This is a genomic window from Nemorincola caseinilytica, assembly GCF_039540515.1.
Classification (GTDB): Bacteria; Bacteroidota; Bacteroidia; order Chitinophagales; family Chitinophagaceae; genus Nemorincola; species Nemorincola caseinilytica.
This window is the reverse complement of sequence record NZ_BAABFA010000001.1, coordinates 62,352-78,235: the sequence shown is the minus strand read 5'-3', so window position 1 is coordinate 78,235 and position 15,884 is coordinate 62,352. Positions and strand designations below refer to the sequence as shown.

Genomic DNA, 15,884 nt, shown 5'->3' with positions numbered 1-15,884 from the left:
ACCCGGGGAACGGTAATTAATGATATTTTTGTGCCGCCTTTCGGGGCGTTTTCCCGGTCATTATATCATCACCAGTTCCAGTCATGCACATCGGATTGTACTTCGGCAGCTTCAACCCCATTCACACAGGCCACCTTATAGTAGCCAACCATGTAGTAGAGCATACAGAGGTAGATAAGGTATGGTTCGTGGTATCGCCGCACAACCCGTTAAAGGATTCGCACTCGCTGCTGAACGAGTACGACAGGCTGCACCTGGTGAATATAGCCATAGAAGATAACCCGAAGTTCAGGGCGAGCAATGTGGAGTTCCAGCTACCGAAGCCGTCCTATACCATAGATACGCTCACCTACCTTACCGAGAAGTTCCCGCTGGAGCGTTTTTCGGTGATAATGGGGGCCGACAGCTTTCAGAACATACACCGGTGGAAGAACTTCGAGCACCTGGTAGAGCGCTATTCGTTCATAGTGTACAACAGGCCGGGCTTCGAGATAGAAGATACCTGGGGCGCACAGATAACCATGCTGGATGCGCCGCTGCTGCACATATCATCGACCTACATACGCAGGCAGCTGAAGGAAAAACGGTCTATAAAGTATATAGTGCCCGGCGTGGTAGAAAAATACATACTTGACAACCGCTACTATATGAAGTAAGTTAAGAAAAACACAGATCATGCACTTATGTGTGATATATGTAAGGCCGGGACTTGCATGGTATTCTAACTTTACAGAACTTTAGGTTCAATTAACGAACGATCACCCAAATAATACCATTATGGCAAAAATGAGCAACACAGTAGCTACCCTATTCGCAGGAGTAGTGGTAGGTGTAGCGGTCGGCTACCTGCTGGCCACCGACAAAGAAAAACGCAAAGAGGACATGGAAAAGCTGAAAAAGGGCCTTAACAACATAAAGGACAAATTCGGCAAAGTACCTGCGGATATAGAGGAGAACATATACACATAAAGCAGACATTATGGGCATCTTCAGCGGAATAAAGGACAGGATAACGCGCTATATAGAAGTACAGGTAGACCTGGTAAAGATAGACCTGATAGGCCGTACGGCCGGCGTGGTGAGTTATGTACTGTTCGCGCTCATAGGGTTGCTCATATTCTTCTGCATAGTATTGTTCATAGGCTTTGGCCTTACAAGCGCCTTCATACAAATGGGGGTATCGCCGCTTGCGGCCTACTTCATCACCACAGGTATATACATATTGCTGCTGGCGCTGGTAGTAGTGCTGCGCAGGCCCATCACCCGTTTCTTTGCCGATTCGCTTGTAGAGGTCATAACCTCATCGGCCGATGATGAGGGCGATGAGGCCGAGCAGAACAAGAAAGCCTGATAAGAACGTCTTTATGAAAGCATACTCTAAAAAGCTGCGCAGCGTTGCAGAACTGGAGCAGGAGCGGCGCCGCCTGCTGCAGGAAAAAGAATTGCTGGAAGAGCAAGGCCTGCTGTCTATGGACGATGTAGTGGACAGTATAGGCAGCAGCGGCCTGCTGGGCGGCAAGCTACCTTTTATAATGAATATCGCATCACGCATCGCACCATTTGCGGGAACCATTGCAGGCCCGCTTGTGAGCATGGCGCAGCAATGGCTCTCTTCGGCCACCGAAGAGAAAGATGATGATGACACCACCACTACAAAAAAGAACAAGCCCACTCCCGAAGGTAAAAAATCGCCCTCCCGCGCTAAAAAAGTGCTTTGGGCCGCAGGAAAGGAATTCCTGGGCAGCTACCTTAAATGGAAGGCGATGCAACTATCGTACAAGGGCGTGAAGCTGATAGTAAAGAAGCAGAAAGAGAAAAAAGCCCGGCAGGCAGCAACAGAGCAGAAATAATTCAAAGCAATTCCTGCACAGCATTTTCATCCCACATCCGGCTTGTACCTACCAGTGTTCTATTAGTATCTTATTAGCACTTTCTTGTTAATATATATACTGCATTTATGCAATTTTTATTTATTCATGTTGAAAAATAGAAATATCTTTGTCGGCAGATAAACGATACCTATCTTTCAACGGAGATATATGAGCTACCTGAACAATTTTGTGATAATAGACGACGACAAACTGAACAACAAACTTTGTCGTACTATAATAGAAAAAACATATCCCAATGCCCTGGTGGTAGATTTCACCGACCCTGTGGCAGGTTTTGAATATGTGGCCGAGAAATACTCTCAGCCCGATAACGATGAATCTGCCATACTGCTGCTGGACATAATGATGCCGGTGATGGATGCCTGGGGTTTCCTGGCGCGTTTCGAAAAACTGAGCGAGGAAGCCAGGAACAGGGTACGCATCTACATATTATCCTCATCGATAGACAAGGGCGATATGATGCGCGCGCAATCGAACAAGCATGTGGAGTACTACCTGATAAAGCCTCTGACCAAGGAGTCGATAAAGCTGATAGTACATGTGCTGAACAAGCGCTACGGCATTACCTCGTAACGACCCGGGCGCCCCTCTGAAAACGAATTTTACCCAATTTACACGAACAACCTAACGATGGCATAGCAGCCGGCGGCCAGCATGGCGCTAACGGGTATGGTGAGGATCCATGCCCACAGCAGGTTGATGGTGACACCCCAGCGCACGGCCGATACACGCTTGGTAGCGCCTACGCCTATAATAGAGCCGGTAATGGTATGCGTGGTGCTCACGGGTATCTTCAGGTTCTCGGTAAGGAAGAGGGTTATGGCACCGGCCGTCTCGGCGGCAACACCTTCGAACGGCGTGACCTTGGTGATGCGTGTACCCATGGTCTTGATGATCTTCCAGCCACCGCTCATGGTACCTACCGCTATGGCAGTATAGCAGGCCAGTGGCACCCATGTGGGCATCTGGTCTTTCGCTATCTCTCCACCGCAATAGAGGGCCGCAGTGATGATACCCATTACCTTCTGCGCATCGTTGCCACCATGGCCTACGCTGAATATGGCCGAAGACACCAGTTGGAAGCGTTTGAGGAACTGCGTAGCGCTGGCCGTATTGAGCGAGCCGAGCACCATGGTGAATACACACATGGCCACCATTATGACACCCAGCAAGAGCCATTTGAGGTTCTTGCTTTCCAGCAATACATTGGCGATGTAACTTTCGTGATAATTCTTCAGCTTTGAGGGGTCTGTCTCTATATAATGGAACACCAGCAGGGAGACCGTGACCATAATAATAAGCGATACCACCTTGGGCCTCCAGCCTTTGCGGAAGGAATAGATGAACCAGAGCGAAATGATGAAGGCCATTATCATACCTATGAGCGGCGCCAGCACTATGAAGCTGACCGTTTTGATAACGGGCTCGGAGTTGATAGCTGCAAAACCACCATTGGCTATGGCCGCACCGGCGAACCCACCTATAAGGGTATGCGAAGAGCTGGACGGGATACCGAACCACCAAGTGAAGAGATTCCACGCTATGGCGGCTACAAGACCCGAGAATATGACAGGTAGGGTGATGTAGCCATCGTGTACGGTCTTGGCCACTGTTTTGGCCACGCCATGATCTTTGAAAATGAAGAAGGCAACGAAATTGAACAGGGCAGCCCAAAGAACAGCCTGCAAGGGGGTAAGTACCTTGGTGGAGACCACCGTAGCTATAGAGTTGGCCGCATCATGAAATCCGTTTATATAATCGAACAACAGAGCAAGCACAATAATGACTATGAGCAATACCGACATACAGTTGCCTGATTATATTAAGCGTATTTAATGATGATAGATTCTACTACATTGGCCGCATCCTCGCATTTGTCGGTCACTATCTCCAGCATCTGGAAGATGTCCTTTTGCTTTATGAGCTCTACGGGATCTACGCCCGATGTGAAGAGGCGCATCATGGTATTATCCAGCAGGTCGTCGGCATCGTTCTCCAGACTGTTCACCGTAACGCATGAGGCAGTGATATCGCGCAGGTTCTTCATGCCGCGCAGGCCATGTATGGCGGTATTGATGGACTTGATGGACTTGCAGATGATCTCGGCAAATGCCTGCAGGGTATTGTTCCTGTCATCTATCTGGTAGTTCACTACCCTCTTAGCAGCACCCCATATATAGTCGGCTATATCATCGAGCGATGTGGCAAGGTAATGTATATCCTCCCGGTCGAACGGGGTGATGAAATTGCGGCCCAGCTCTATGAATATCTGGTGCGTTATCTCGTCGTTCTTATGCTCCAGCTCTTCCAGCGTTTTCAGCATCTGGTCCCTTTTGGCCAGGTCTTTCTCAGATAGGGCATTTTTGAAGGTATCACCCATCAGCACCAGGGTATTGGCCACTTCTTCGAACAAAGTGTAGAATATCCTGTCCTTAGGTAAGAAGATCTTGAGAAACGAATCGATCGGAGACATTTAACCGGAGATTTATTTTATAGAACTATTAGCGCCGCAAAGCTAACCCCACAGGCATCTAATTTAAAAAAAATCCATCAGACTTAATAATTTGGTAACATTGGAACCTTAGGGCATCATCATCGGTCATAATATGCCGCCTGCATGGGGTATTACATAAAAATGAACAACATTTATATATCGGTCTGCAAAAGAATACTTGCATGATGCAAGCAGTGAATTTTACTATACTTTTGCGCCATGGCGAATAAGAATGTGCTGAGGCTGAAAAAAGCCATTCACAGTTTCAATAAGCAGCTACGGTCGGACCCCCACCACCTTGCATATATGGGAAATAAATATCATTGCCCCGTATGCAGGACAGGCCTTAGTTATTTCAACCCTATGAGCAGCGAATATCTGCAAATGCTGGACGATAGCCAGCATGTTTTCTCATTATTCGCCTATGAGACCATAAATATACTCAGGTATCAATGCCCCAGGTGCTATGCGAGCGACCGCGACCGCCTGTATGCATTATATATAGAAAAACGCCTGGGTACGAATTGCCAGAGCCGCTACAATATGCTGGACATAGCGCCTACCGAGGCGCTGGAGAGTTACCTGCGGGCATCGAGCTGTATCAATTACAGGTCGGCCGACCTTTTTAACCCCAAGGCCGACGACAAGGTGGACATAACGGATATGAATATATATACCGATGGCCGCTTTGATATATTCATATGCTCGCATGTACTGGAACATGTACCTGACGACAACAAGGCCATGCGCGAACTGCGTCGTGTACTGAAACCCGGCGGCTGGGGTATAGCCATGGTACCTATATGCCTGGCCATAGAAGAAACACTGCAGGACGATAAGATACAGACAGATATAGACAGGTGGAAGTACTATGGCCAGAACGACCATGTGCGCGCCTACTCTAAAAAAGGCTTTGTGACCAACCTGAAAAATGCAGGCTTTAAGGTGAATGAACTGGGGATAAATGACTTTGGCAAAGAGCAATTCGAACGGTGTGGCATTCACCCACGGTCGGTATTATATATCGTGGAGTAATATTTCAGGGCACATCTTTTATATTTTCAATACCCTTGCAGCCATCTGTAAGGGTATTTTAACGTCTATAGGAAAATATCTCAAAATGTTTTGAGAAAATTCCCGGGGAAAGCGGAATAAAATTTTGTTTGTAACCTCCTTTTTTTATTATTGCACTTGAACATTCACAAGAGAACAGATCGACAATGAGCAAGAAGAAAATAATGTATTCCGTAGAGTTTCCCATAAGATGCTCCCCTACTATACTATATGAATTCCTATCATCCCCGGTGGGTCTGCAGGAGTGGTTCGCAGATAAGGTAGACCAGAGGGACAACACCTATTTCTTTACATGGAATGGATCGACCGATATAGCAATGATGCTGGAACATGTGGAAAATGAATTCATACGATACAGGTGGGACCACTATGGCAAGGACGAGTTCTTTGAGTTCAGCATAGAGCAGAGCCCGGTGACCAACGAGACCATACTGAGGATAACCGACTTTGCCGACAAGGCCGACATCAAAGACCAGGAGCGCTTGTGGAACACACAGGTACACGATCTGAAGCACCGCATAGGTGCTGCCTAAGAGATGTGCCCTGGAAGTACACACCATTCGGAAAGGTATACGAAAGCCTGCACCCTGCTATGTGGCGCAGGCTTTTTTGTGGCCGGGATGGCGGCCATATTCTAAATAAAAAGTTGATCATTGCCACGGGCCCACCAAAGGGCAGGGTTTTTGTGTAGGTTTGCAGCCGTAAATGTATAGGTAGCTGATAAAGAAGCTGGACATATTACTCATCAAGAGCTTCATAGGGCCGTTCATCGTCACCTTCTTCGTGTCGCTGTTCGTGCTGGTCATGCAGTTCTTCTGGCTGTATATGGACGAAATGCTGGGCAAGGGTGTGGGCGTATGGCCACTCTTCCAGCTATTGCTGTTCATGTCTACCATACTGGTGCCTCTGGCGCTGCCGCTGGGCATACTGCTCTCCTCCATCATGACCTTTGGCAATATGGGCGAGAATTTCGAGCTGGTGGCCATCAAGTCGTCGGGCATATCGCTGCTGCGCTTCATGCAGCCGCTGGCTATTTTCATCACATTCATATCCTTCCTGGCGTTCCTGTTCGCTAACTATGTGATACCGGTTGCCAACCTGAAAGCGCTATCGCTGCTGTACGATGTGCGAAATTCGAAACCGACACTGACCATACGTCCCAACCAGTTCAACAGCGAGATACCTGGCTACTCTATAAGAATAGGCAGCAAGGACGAGGACGGCCGCACCATACGCGATATAGTGATATATGACCATAGCGATATGGTAGGCAACAATAAGCTGGTGATGGCCAGGGAGGGCGAAATGATACCCACTGCCGATAAGCGGGCGCTCATCTTCCGGCTGAAGGATGGCTGGCAGTACAATGAGGGTTTTGAGCACGGGGTGCATAACTATACGCAGATACGCATGCACTTCGACCAGTGGGATAAAGTTTTCGACATGTCGGGGTTCAAGTTCACGAGAACGAACGAGGACATGTTCAAAAGCGCGAACCAGATGATGGATGTGGCCCAGCTGAACGAGAGCATAGACAGCCTGAAAAGACAGCAAAAGCGCAGCCTGGGCATGGTCACATCGAACCTGGCACCATATATATCGCTGGAAACGGCAGGCAGGCAAAAAGATGCCGTTGTAAAAGCACTGGCACAAAAATATGCGCCTGCCAGGGTGACCTATGACAGCACCTTCCTGGAATATGTGCCGGACAGTATGCGCCAGATGGTGATGCAGGCAGTAGTGAACAATGTGACCTTTCAGAAGACACAGATGGACGGCGTATCGCTGGACAACAGCCTGCAGACGGAGAACTACCTGAAATACGAGATAGAGCTGCACCGCAAATTCTCCCTATCCTTTGCATGCCTGCTGCTGTTCCTTATAGGCGCACCGCTGGGCGCCATCATACGCAAGGGAGGGCTGGGAATGCCCATGGTGGTGGCCGTAGTGTTCTTTGTGATATTCCACATACTGAACATAACGGGCGAGAAACTGGCCAAGGCAGGATCGGTGGCGCCGTGGCTGGGTATGTGGCTGTCGTCCATAGCGCTGATGCCATTGGCCATATTGCTCATAAATGCCGCACGCAACGACTCTAAAATATTTACGAAAGAGTGGTATTTCAGGTTGTGGCGGGCTATTACCTTTGCCGGGCCGGCAGTACCTACCGATACAGTTGCTAAAGAGAAATAACATATCGCTCAACCCATACTTCTACCTTCCGCTTATAGTGTGGATGGTGGCCGGTGGCACCCTGTACCAGATGTATGGGAAGGAGTTCATGTTCAGGGCCATAAACGGGCACTATACCGACCTTATGGACACCATAATGTACTACACCACATGGATGGGAGAGGCATATGTGATAATACCCGCCCTGCTGCTACTGATGCTGATACCCCGGCTGAGAAGATGGGAATACTTTGCAGTGGCCGCAGTGGTGAACATAGTGCCTATGCTGGTGCAGCAGGGTATGAAATCGTACTTTCAGCACCCACGCCCGCTGAACTTGTACAGTACTGCGCCATGGCTGCACCGCCTGCCCCACTGGCCGGAACTGTATGCCCGCAGTTTCCCATCGGGGCATAGCGAGGGGGCGTTCAGCTTTTTCTGTTTCATCACCATGCTGCTGCTGCCCAGGTACAGGCCGCTGGGGCTGCTGTTCTTCGCGCTGGCACTGGGCGTATGCTATTCCAGGGTATACCTGGCGGCGCACTTCTTTGAAGATGTGTATGCAGGCAGCATCATAGGCGCTGTAGTATCTACCCTGTGCTGTATACTGATGGGCCCGCTTTTCAAAAGGCTTATAAACGACGAACGCTCAACGGCGCCCTCCCACAACGGTCGCTAATGCTATCGTTGTACGAAAAAGGAGATGACCGTGAGCGTTCTACTATGTTCGGGCGCATGCACGCACATGGGCGAAACCAAGTGAAGTTAGTTCAGCTTGCATGTACGGCTTACACCCAATACAGTGCCTTCCTTGTCTTTACATTTTGCTCTTGCTTCCGACAGTTTCATTTTACCAAGGTCTTCATTGGTAACAACTGCGGGGTTGCCGCCATTGGCAGCAGTGGTGCATTCGCATACATAGTTCTTTTCACACGAGGTGAATAACAGCAGACCGGCAAAGGCGGTCAGTGAAAGAAGCGTTCTCATAACAGTGGTTTTTTTGGTGAGATAAATAGGAGGCCATTGCTGGCATTTCCGTTTACCATACAAAGATCGTACGGTATTGGACGACGATCTTTACGATCGCAGAGAGAAGATCTACAACATTCCCATGTAAAAAAGGTCTCTTTATTGTAGTGCTGTGATATGCAGAAGGTTAGCCTGGGACCGTTAAAATGGACCTTTAAAGGTCACTTATGAACCTCGGGGGATAGTTTGCGCATCCACTGCTTGTAGTTGTCTCGTACCCACATCTTTATCTCCAGGCCGGTTGCATTGCGTGCGAACTCGTAGGGCATAGGGTATGCGTACATGAAATAGCCTATGCTATCGCCGGTGAGGCCGGTGACACTGGTGACCACATCGGGCGTATAGCGGGTATCTATGAATTTCTGCAGCTCGGCATTCGCAAAATCCTCCTGGAACTGATAAGTGCGTTTGGCCTTTTTAGAGAACTTCTCGGCTATGGCCGATACCGGGCTCATGATAGGCGATGGCGGCCTGCGCTGCAAGGGTATCTTGTATACCTGGGCACGCTCTATAGAATCGACCTGGTACTTGGTAAGCGCACCCGGGCCCAGTACTACGGTCTTCAGCTCGTATTCCTGCTGTTCCATAGCTACATTGAGGTTGGCAATGAGCACCGACGGCGGCTTAGTGCGTTCCTCGTTCTTGTAGCCTATACAGGTAAAGGCTATGACATCGCCCTGCTGCGCGGTGATGCTGTAGTAGCCGTTGGTATTGGTATATGCCACCTCCCGCGTGCGCACATTTACCACTGTGGCAGGAAATATGGGCTTGTGTGTAGCTGCATCAGAGACAATACCCTGCAATGTCTGCGCGGTGAGCGCCAACGGCAGTAGCAGTAAAGTGACGAATAAGTAACGCAGCCTCATTTCAGGCATTAAAACTAAGCTGCCAATGAGTATACATATCGCATATGCATTGAATTTGGCAATACTTTAAGATACGGTACGCACCTCTAGTTGGCGAAGACCATACGCTTGGAGTCTATGACCCTGCCATCTATAACGAGGCTGTACATATAAGTGCCACTCATGTTGTACCCATGATCGTAGATGATCTCGTTCATACCCTCGGTGAGCGATATGGGAGTGCACTGTACCTCGCGCCCATTCAGGTCTCTGATGGAGATATATGCATCTTTATAGGCCACCTTATTGTTCACCAGCACACCTATCATAGTGGCTTCATCGGCGGGGTTTGGCTTGTTCTGCATCAGCTCTATGGGTCTTGGTATGTAGGGCGCACTGCCTACACCTGCAGGCGTTACCACCACTTGCAGCTCTCGCGAGAAGAGGCTTTCCACTCCCCTATCGTCAACAGAGGCTATGCTAACTATATGATTGCCGGTAGCAGAGAGCGGTATATCGAAAACAGTAGGGCCACCGGAAAGGGTGTAAACAGAATCCCAATCGAAAGTGGTGGTGCGCACCCCTACCCTATACTGCGGATAACCTGTCTCGGCAGTGAGGGTGATCCGGAGGTTGCCTCCTGTAGTGGTAAGGGTAAAGTTGGGCGTGCGGGGCCCGATAGCGGCCATGGCAGCGGCATTGGCATTAATGACCGTATTGCGGGCGAGGTAGTTGAAGTCAACGAAATACTCATCGAGCGAGCCATCAAGGTCGGTATCGGCGCCAAGGCTATCGCCGGATGTGTGCTGCCTGTCCTCATAAGTGCCGCTGGTCACGTTGGCATCGCCTGCCTCATTGGCCGATGTGAAGCGCATAGCGGTAAACCCCGCCATACGGAACGGTATATGATCGCCACCCCTGCCGGTGCGGTCCTCGGGCGTCATGATGCTCACCGTCATGGGTACCGATACGAAGGGGCGCTGCATTTCCTTATACTCAAGCTTTATGAAACGGGACAGGCCCTTGTGAAAGGAATTGAACCCGCCGCTGGAGAACAGGCGTACCTGTGTACTATCTATATGCTTGAAGAAAGGACAGCCGGGAGGCGAGGACGTATGACCGCATATGATGCCGCCAATGACATCGTTGTTCATCACCGCACGTATCTTGATGTTGTGTAGCTGTGCATAGTTCACAAAGGCCTGGGCGCCATCCAGCCCCTGCTCTTCGCTGGTGGTGGTCATGAAGACAATGGTATGCTTGTAGCTATACCTGCTCATCACACGCGCCAGCTCTATCACCAGCGCAGTGCCGCTGCCATTGTCCTCCATCCCTTCGGCCACGCAGGCGGTGTCGCAAAGATCGGTACAGCGGCTATCCATGTGGGCTTCTATCACTATCACTGCCTTGTCGGTAGTATCGGAGCCGGGTAACACGGCCAGCACATTGCGGTGCCGGGTGATGCTGCATAGTGTTTTATCGAACTGGAGGTAGGAAGGCCTGAGCCGGTTCTCGTTAGCCGCGCTGAACTGCTGGAATTTGGTATATATCCAGCGGCGCGCAGCGCCTATGCCACGCGTGGGCGATGTGGTATCGGAGCCGGTATTGCGATTGCGGAAGGAACGCAGCACATCGAGGTAGGCATGCAGTGAGTCGGGCGATACATTGTTGCGTATACCTGCACTTATGGCATCAGGGTGATCGATGACGACCGAGGCCAGGTATGCGGCAGGGTCGTAGGCGCCCATCATTACCCGCGCGGCAACGGTATCGGTACAGGTGATACCCGTCTGTGAGCGGCCACACACAGGTATCAGCGCCAGCAACAGTATACATATATGTCTCATTTTATAGAACATTTGTGAATGTGAAAATACGAAGAACGGAAGTAAGAGAGATGTATGATATGATGAAACCAGGAACTTTATTAACGATCGATAACTTATATCATGTTAATCATACACAAAATTCGATCCATATTTTATGTGTCACAGTACTTGCATGCTTTAAAAACCTTGCCTAATTTGCCTCTATCCCTTTTGACACGATATGTGTAAAGAACATAAAAATGAGATCCCTGTCAGACCTTTTCAGACAATTATTCGATAGCAGCGACTGGCCACAGGGATGGCAGAACGGCAACTGGACCGACCTGGAGGGCTGGATGCATATAGCCGGCGATGGCCTCATATGGCTGGTATGCACGGCCATGGCCGTGGCGATGGCGCGTATAGCGTTTCGCCGTGGCAATGTGGCTTTTCTGCGGGTGTTCTATACGCTGGCCATATTCATGGCGCTGTGTGGTATCACGCATCTATCGGGCGTGCTTATGTTCTGGGTGCCTGTATACCGGGTCGATACCGTGCTTCGGGCCATAGTGGCATTGGCAGGCATCTACACTTTGTACAGGCTCCTGAGGAATATGCGTGCCTTCAGGGCAATGCGTACCGAGGCCGAGCAGGAGCGGGAGGTAACGAGGCGCAGGGAGGCCGAAGAAAAAGTAAGGATACTGCAGGCCGAACTGGACCGAAACCTGCAAGAAAAAAAAGCGGAAGCAGAACGTATACTACAGGATGTGACGGCCTTGCGGAATGCAGAAGCGAAACTAAGGACCCGGAACATGGAACTGGAGCAGCAGGCAGCAGAGCACGGCCGCAAGCTAGAGGCCATGAACCGGGAACTGGAAGTATTCTCCTACTCTGTATCGCACGATATGCGGGCGCCGCTGCGCATAATAGGCGGGTATACCGATATGCTGTATACCGACCATAAGGAGGTGTTCAACGAAGAGAGCAAGCGGCTGATGGATGCTGTGATAGCGAACACGCGGCATATGAGCGAAATGATAGATGCCCTGCTGAACCTGTCGCGGCTGAGCCAGAAGGACCTGATGATACTGCCTGCCGATATGGACGGAATGGTGCGGAGCGCAGTGGCAGGGCTGCCAGCAGGGAATGATACCGTGAACTTTGTGATAGGAGACATGATACCTGTAGCGTGCGATAGTGTGCTGATGCGCCAGGTATGGCACCACCTGGTAGCGAACGCCATAAAATTCTCTGCCCGCCAGCCACAGCCTGTGATAAAAATAGGATCGGAGCAGAGGGGCGATAAGGTGCTGTACTATGTGCGCGACAATGGTGTGGGGTTCGATATGAAGTATGCGCACAAACTGTTCGGCATGTTCCAGCGGCTGCATAAAAAGACCGATATGGATGGGCAGGGCACAGGCCTGGCCATAGTGCAGCGTATAGTACTGAAACACGGAGGGTATGTATGGGCAGAGAGCGAAGAGAATAAGGGAGCTACATTCTATTTCACACTACCAATAAAAAACACCGACCATGACGGGAACAGAACCAATTGAGATCCTGCTAGTAGAGGACGATCCATATGAGGCAGAACTTGCCATAAGAAGCCTCAAGACGAACAACCTGGGCAACTCTATAAGGCACATAGATGATGGCGCCGATGCGCTGGCCTACCTGATGTCGCCGGAGCTGCTGAACGACCATAAACGCCATATGGTACTGCTGGACCTGAACCTGCCGCGCGTGGACGGGCTGGAGATACTGCGCAGGCTGAAGGCCGACGAGGCCAGGAGAATGATACCGGTGATAGTGCTCACATCATCGAAAGAGGAAAAGGATATAATAGAGAGCTATAAACTGGGCGTGAACAGCTATATAGTGAAGCCGGTGAACTTCGATTCTTTCAGCAAGGCCATTGCCGACCTGAAAATGTACTGGCTGATACTGAATCAATGGCCGCCTATGGGTAAAAGTTAAAATTGCAAGATCGATACATTATTCTAATATTTGTAGAACATTATGCTGGCCAAAGAGATCAATATACTGCACCTGGAAGACGAGGTGATGGATGCGTACCTGGTGAAGAAGATACTGGACAGGGCAATGCTGAACTTCAACATCACTGTGATATGCGATAAGGAGTCGTTCATCAATGCATTGCATGCAGGTACATACGATATAATACTGGCCGACCACTCCATGCCCAACTTTACGGCTATGGACGCCCTGCATATACTAAAGGAGAAGAACATAGACCTGCCGCTGATACTGGTAACAGGTACTGTATCGGAAGAGTATTCGGTGAATGCAATGAAGGAGGGCGCGTGGGACTATGTGCTGAAGGACAGGCTGCAACGCCTGCCCAGCGCTGTGACCAGCGCACTGGAACGCTACGAGGCCACGCTGGATAAGAAGCGGCACATAAAAGAGATATTTGCCAAAGAGGCGCTGATGAAGGAGGCCGAACGGCTGGCCCGCTTCGGAAGCTGGCAGGCCGACCTCGTGAACGGACACAGTGCGTGGTCTGACGAAAAATACCGCATACTGGGCTATGAGCCCGAGGCAGTGGCACCTACCTTTGAGAACTTCATGGCGCGTGTACACCCCGATGATGTGGCACATGTGAAACAGGTACATGAGCATGCCTTCAGCCACCTGAACAATATGAAGTATGAATGCCGCATGCTGATAGCACAAGGTGTGATAAAATACATCCGTTGCGAGATGGTGATAAAACGCGATACCGATGGCAATATAACAGCACTCACCGGCATCATACGCGACATAACGGAAAGCCAGGAGGCAAAACAAAGACTGAGCGAGAACGAGAACAAATACAAATGCCTTTTTGCCTATAGCCCGCAACCCATGTGGGTGATAGAAGAAGGCTCTTCACGCTTCCTGGATGTGAACAAGGCAGCGATGGCGCATTATGGCTATAGCTATGAAGAGTTCATGAGCATGACGGCTGCCGATATACGGCCCATTACAGAGCGTAACAGTTTTATGGAGGTATTCATGGCAGCGAAAAGCGAAGAACGATCGAACAGGGGTGTATGGAAACATCAGAAAAAGGACGGCACCCTGATAGATGTGGAGATAATGGCAAGCAGTGTGATGTTCGACGGTATGGCTGCACGCCTCATATTGCTATACGATGTGACCAAAGCAGCCGTGACCGCATAGCGATATATGCTACACTATGCATATTCCGGCCGGCGGCGTACCGCCTTTACCTCCATTATACCCTGGAAGAGATACATCTTACCCGTGGCCACACTACGGCACTTGGTGCGTGTGCGTAGTTTCTCTACCTTCTGAAACACCTCTCCATCCTCTATCTCGAAGAACTGGTTGATGGCTATGTCATCTACCAGCTTGTAGCCGGGCTTGTGCTCATCGTAGCGGTATAGCGATCTGAAGAGTTCGGCATCGGTGCAGGTGCTGGCGGCAGGGTTGTGCAGATAGGCATAAAGCGCACGCTCCACATCGGCCGGAAAGAAACGCTTGCCCATAAAAGGTATGAGTATATGGCGGAACTGGGTCTTCCATTCGTTGCCATGCGGCGAGGCCCTGTGGCCAAAATGTACATGGGTGAACAGGTGCGCCAGCTCGTGCAGCAGTGTTATGAGAAAACTATACTTATTGAGGTTGGCATTGATACTGATGCGGTGATAGGGAGTATCGGACGTAGGGTTGCGGTAGTCGCCCAGCACACTGCGCCTTTCGTTGGTGAGTGTGAGGTGTATGACATGGGTCTTGAAGAAAGGGGCTACTTGTTCAAGAGATCCCGGCGGTAAGAATTGCTCTAAGAAACTGAAAGATCTTTCCTGCTTTTTCATTTTGAGGTGAACTATTTATTCGTTTCAGACATCAGGTTGTTTTTTGTGTGAGATGAATGGGAGTAAGATCAGTGTTTTCTTGCGGTTCGGGATAGCAGGTAGGTCTCTGTGCCGGAGTATACGGCATACACGCCCAGCAGCACGAACACTGTAGGCTTGTGCAGGCTGCCACGATTGAGCAGTACATAGGCCAGCATAGCGGCCATGCATATGAACAACCTGAGCAGCGATGCACTATATACGCCGCGCACAAAGGCATGTGGCCTGTCGGCAACGGTCTTGTTCATGAGCATGTACGCCAGCAGCGATAGTACCAGCATCACGGCATTTGCAATATGCAATGGCAGCGTCTGGAACTGTGGTGCGTACACACCCATAGCGCCGAACACAAGTGCCAGCAGCAGGAATATCACCACCATCGTTATCACGAACTTCTTATTCATTCTTTAGGTCTGTTCAGTTCCTTTATCAGTTTCCACAGGGAAAAGGACAATGAAATTAAGGGGAATAAAATTATAAACAAAGGTATAGGCCATTTTAACATGGCATCTATCTTGTAGCCCGCCCACACCGCCAGCAGCAGCATTACCAGCCACTGGGTGGCCAGCCCTGCGTAACGCATAGCGCTGTTATCTATACGTTTATCTTTAGTTCCTATAGCGGCGTTTATTCTATACCGAAATTAACACATACGGCCTTATGGTGGCGAACAAGTTTGTTAATTT

General features: G+C 49.9%; 20 protein-coding genes. 12 read left to right on the top strand and 8 right to left on the bottom strand.

The window, feature by feature from the left end:
* Nucleotides 1–83: 83 nt before the first annotated feature.
* The 5 genes from nadD to ABD843_RS00380 all read left to right on the top strand — a co-directional run bounded on the left by nadD (nt 84) and on the right by ABD843_RS00380 (nt 2,465).
* A complete protein-coding gene (gene nadD, locus ABD843_RS00400; RefSeq protein WP_345076802.1) occupies nt 84–656 on the top strand; it encodes a nicotinate (nicotinamide) nucleotide adenylyltransferase in 573 nt (190 codons plus the stop codon).
* Between the two features lie 121 nt (nt 657–777).
* Nucleotides 778–969, top strand: a complete 192-nt coding sequence (locus tag ABD843_RS00395; protein ID WP_345076799.1) for a hypothetical protein — start codon at nt 778–780, stop codon at nt 967–969.
* Between the two features lie 10 nt (nt 970–979).
* Nucleotides 980–1,351: a hypothetical protein gene (locus ABD843_RS00390; protein ID WP_345076796.1), complete on the top strand. Its 372-nt coding sequence runs from the start codon at nt 980–982 to the stop codon at nt 1,349–1,351.
* Between the two features lie 13 nt (nt 1,352–1,364).
* Nucleotides 1,365–1,850 (top strand): hypothetical protein, encoded by a 486-nt coding sequence (locus tag ABD843_RS00385; RefSeq protein WP_345076793.1) that lies wholly within the window; start codon nt 1,365–1,367, stop codon nt 1,848–1,850.
* A gap of 189 nt (nt 1,851–2,039) precedes the next feature.
* Nucleotides 2,040–2,465 carry a response regulator gene (locus ABD843_RS00380; RefSeq protein WP_345076790.1) on the top strand — a complete coding sequence of 142 codons (426 nt, stop codon included), beginning with the start codon at nt 2,040–2,042 and terminating at the stop codon, nt 2,463–2,465.
* Nucleotides 2,466–2,503: 38 nt separating this feature from the next.
* Here the strand turns inward: ABD843_RS00380 and ABD843_RS00375 are convergent, their stop codons facing one another.
* Both ABD843_RS00375 and ABD843_RS00370 read right to left on the bottom strand, forming a co-directional pair.
* Entirely contained in the window at nt 2,504–3,697 is a 1,194-nt protein-coding gene (locus ABD843_RS00375; RefSeq protein ID WP_345076787.1) for an inorganic phosphate transporter, read from the bottom strand.
* Between the two features lie 17 nt (nt 3,698–3,714).
* Nucleotides 3,715–4,365 carry a DUF47 domain-containing protein gene (locus tag ABD843_RS00370; RefSeq protein WP_345076784.1) on the bottom strand — a complete coding sequence of 217 codons (651 nt, stop codon included), beginning with the start codon at nt 4,363–4,365 and terminating at the stop codon, nt 3,715–3,717.
* A 240-nt stretch (nt 4,366–4,605) separates the two neighbouring features.
* On the opposite strand from ABD843_RS00370, the gene ABD843_RS00365 reads away from it, so the two are divergent.
* The 4 genes from ABD843_RS00365 (at nt 4,606) to ABD843_RS00350 (ending at nt 8,311) form a co-directional block, all read left to right on the top strand.
* Complete coding sequence (locus ABD843_RS00365) at nt 4,606–5,421, top strand: class I SAM-dependent methyltransferase (protein WP_345076781.1); 816 nt, start codon at nt 4,606–4,608, stop codon at nt 5,419–5,421.
* A 185-nt stretch (nt 5,422–5,606) separates the two neighbouring features.
* Nucleotides 5,607–5,993 (top strand): START-like domain-containing protein, encoded by a 387-nt coding sequence (locus tag ABD843_RS00360; RefSeq protein ID WP_345076778.1) that lies wholly within the window; start codon nt 5,607–5,609, stop codon nt 5,991–5,993.
* 184 nt (nt 5,994–6,177) lie between these two features.
* Entirely contained in the window at nt 6,178–7,653 is a 1,476-nt protein-coding gene (locus tag ABD843_RS00355; RefSeq protein ID WP_345077095.1) for an LptF/LptG family permease, read from the top strand.
* Complete coding sequence (locus ABD843_RS00350) at nt 7,637–8,311, top strand: phosphatase PAP2 family protein (RefSeq protein ID WP_345076775.1); 675 nt, start codon at nt 7,637–7,639, stop codon at nt 8,309–8,311. The genes ABD843_RS00355 and ABD843_RS00350 overlap by 17 nt, the downstream gene beginning before the upstream one ends.
* Before the next feature lie 86 nt (nt 8,312–8,397).
* Here ABD843_RS00350 and ABD843_RS00345 read toward each other — a convergent pair whose 3' ends face one another.
* The 3 genes from ABD843_RS00345 to ABD843_RS00335 form a co-directional block, all read right to left on the bottom strand.
* Nucleotides 8,398–8,619 (bottom strand): hypothetical protein, encoded by a 222-nt coding sequence (locus ABD843_RS00345; protein ID WP_345076772.1) that lies wholly within the window; start codon nt 8,617–8,619, stop codon nt 8,398–8,400.
* A gap of 203 nt (nt 8,620–8,822) precedes the next feature.
* Nucleotides 8,823–9,527 carry a carboxypeptidase-like regulatory domain-containing protein gene (locus ABD843_RS00340; protein WP_345076769.1) on the bottom strand — a complete coding sequence of 235 codons (705 nt, stop codon included), beginning with the start codon at nt 9,525–9,527 and terminating at the stop codon, nt 8,823–8,825.
* A gap of 86 nt (nt 9,528–9,613) precedes the next feature.
* Nucleotides 9,614–11,353 (bottom strand): M28 family peptidase, encoded by a 1,740-nt coding sequence (locus tag ABD843_RS00335; RefSeq protein WP_345076766.1) that lies wholly within the window; start codon nt 11,351–11,353, stop codon nt 9,614–9,616.
* A 221-nt stretch (nt 11,354–11,574) separates the two neighbouring features.
* On the opposite strand from ABD843_RS00335, the gene ABD843_RS00330 reads away from it, so the two are divergent.
* From ABD843_RS00330 to ABD843_RS00320, 3 genes are read left to right on the top strand one after another with little or no spacing between them, the layout of a single operon-like run.
* On the top strand, nt 11,575–12,873 hold the full coding sequence (locus ABD843_RS00330) for a sensor histidine kinase (RefSeq protein WP_345076763.1): 1,299 nt from the start codon (nt 11,575–11,577) through the stop codon (nt 12,871–12,873).
* The gene (locus ABD843_RS00325) at nt 12,851–13,294 is read left to right on the top strand and encodes a response regulator (protein WP_345076760.1); all 444 of its coding nucleotides are present in this window, start codon (nt 12,851–12,853) and stop codon (nt 13,292–13,294) included. Before ABD843_RS00330 ends, ABD843_RS00325 begins: the two co-directional genes overlap by 23 nt.
* Before the next feature lie 42 nt (nt 13,295–13,336).
* Nucleotides 13,337–14,503: a PAS domain-containing response regulator gene (locus ABD843_RS00320; RefSeq protein ID WP_345076757.1), complete on the top strand. Its 1,167-nt coding sequence runs from the start codon at nt 13,337–13,339 to the stop codon at nt 14,501–14,503.
* Between the two features lie 14 nt (nt 14,504–14,517).
* Here ABD843_RS00320 and ABD843_RS00315 read toward each other — a convergent pair whose 3' ends face one another.
* The 3 genes from ABD843_RS00315 to ABD843_RS00305 form a co-directional block, all read right to left on the bottom strand.
* Nucleotides 14,518–15,159, bottom strand: coding sequence for a SprT-like domain-containing protein (locus ABD843_RS00315; protein ID WP_345076753.1), 642 nt, complete (start codon nt 15,157–15,159; stop codon nt 14,518–14,520).
* Between the two features lie 68 nt (nt 15,160–15,227).
* Nucleotides 15,228–15,602: a hypothetical protein gene (locus ABD843_RS00310; RefSeq protein WP_345076749.1), complete on the bottom strand. Its 375-nt coding sequence runs from the start codon at nt 15,600–15,602 to the stop codon at nt 15,228–15,230.
* Entirely contained in the window at nt 15,599–15,781 is a 183-nt protein-coding gene (locus ABD843_RS00305) for a hypothetical protein (protein ID WP_345076746.1), read from the bottom strand. Before ABD843_RS00305 ends, ABD843_RS00310 begins: the two co-directional genes overlap by 4 nt.
* Nucleotides 15,782–15,884 lie beyond the last annotated feature (103 nt).

Coding starts and splice junctions, on each gene's coding strand:
- nadD (WP_345076802.1), top strand. CDS start 84: ATGCACATCGGATTGTACTTCGGCAGCTTCAACCCCATTCACACAGGC.
- ABD843_RS00395 (WP_345076799.1), top strand. CDS start 778: ATGGCAAAAATGAGCAACACAGTAGCTACCCTATTCGCAGGAGTAGTG.
- ABD843_RS00390 (WP_345076796.1), top strand. CDS start 980: ATGGGCATCTTCAGCGGAATAAAGGACAGGATAACGCGCTATATAGAA.
- ABD843_RS00385 (WP_345076793.1), top strand. CDS start 1,365: ATGAAAGCATACTCTAAAAAGCTGCGCAGCGTTGCAGAACTGGAGCAG.
- ABD843_RS00380 (WP_345076790.1), top strand. CDS start 2,040: ATGAGCTACCTGAACAATTTTGTGATAATAGACGACGACAAACTGAAC.
- ABD843_RS00375 (WP_345076787.1), bottom strand. CDS start 3,697: ATGTCGGTATTGCTCATAGTCATTATTGTGCTTGCTCTGTTGTTCGAT.
- ABD843_RS00370 (WP_345076784.1), bottom strand. CDS start 4,365: ATGTCTCCGATCGATTCGTTTCTCAAGATCTTCTTACCTAAGGACAGG.
- ABD843_RS00365 (WP_345076781.1), top strand. CDS start 4,606: ATGGCGAATAAGAATGTGCTGAGGCTGAAAAAAGCCATTCACAGTTTC.
- ABD843_RS00360 (WP_345076778.1), top strand. CDS start 5,607: ATGAGCAAGAAGAAAATAATGTATTCCGTAGAGTTTCCCATAAGATGC.
- ABD843_RS00345 (WP_345076772.1), bottom strand. CDS start 8,619: ATGAGAACGCTTCTTTCACTGACCGCCTTTGCCGGTCTGCTGTTATTC.
- ABD843_RS00340 (WP_345076769.1), bottom strand. CDS start 9,527: ATGAGGCTGCGTTACTTATTCGTCACTTTACTGCTACTGCCGTTGGCG.
- ABD843_RS00335 (WP_345076766.1), bottom strand. CDS start 11,353: ATGAGACATATATGTATACTGTTGCTGGCGCTGATACCTGTGTGTGGC.
- ABD843_RS00330 (WP_345076763.1), top strand. CDS start 11,575: ATGAGATCCCTGTCAGACCTTTTCAGACAATTATTCGATAGCAGCGAC.
- ABD843_RS00325 (WP_345076760.1), top strand. CDS start 12,851: ATGACGGGAACAGAACCAATTGAGATCCTGCTAGTAGAGGACGATCCA.
- ABD843_RS00320 (WP_345076757.1), top strand. CDS start 13,337: ATGCTGGCCAAAGAGATCAATATACTGCACCTGGAAGACGAGGTGATG.
- ABD843_RS00315 (WP_345076753.1), bottom strand. CDS start 15,159: ATGAAAAAGCAGGAAAGATCTTTCAGTTTCTTAGAGCAATTCTTACCG.
- ABD843_RS00310 (WP_345076749.1), bottom strand. CDS start 15,602: ATGAATAAGAAGTTCGTGATAACGATGGTGGTGATATTCCTGCTGCTG.
- ABD843_RS00305 (WP_345076746.1), bottom strand. CDS start 15,781: ATGCGTTACGCAGGGCTGGCCACCCAGTGGCTGGTAATGCTGCTGCTG.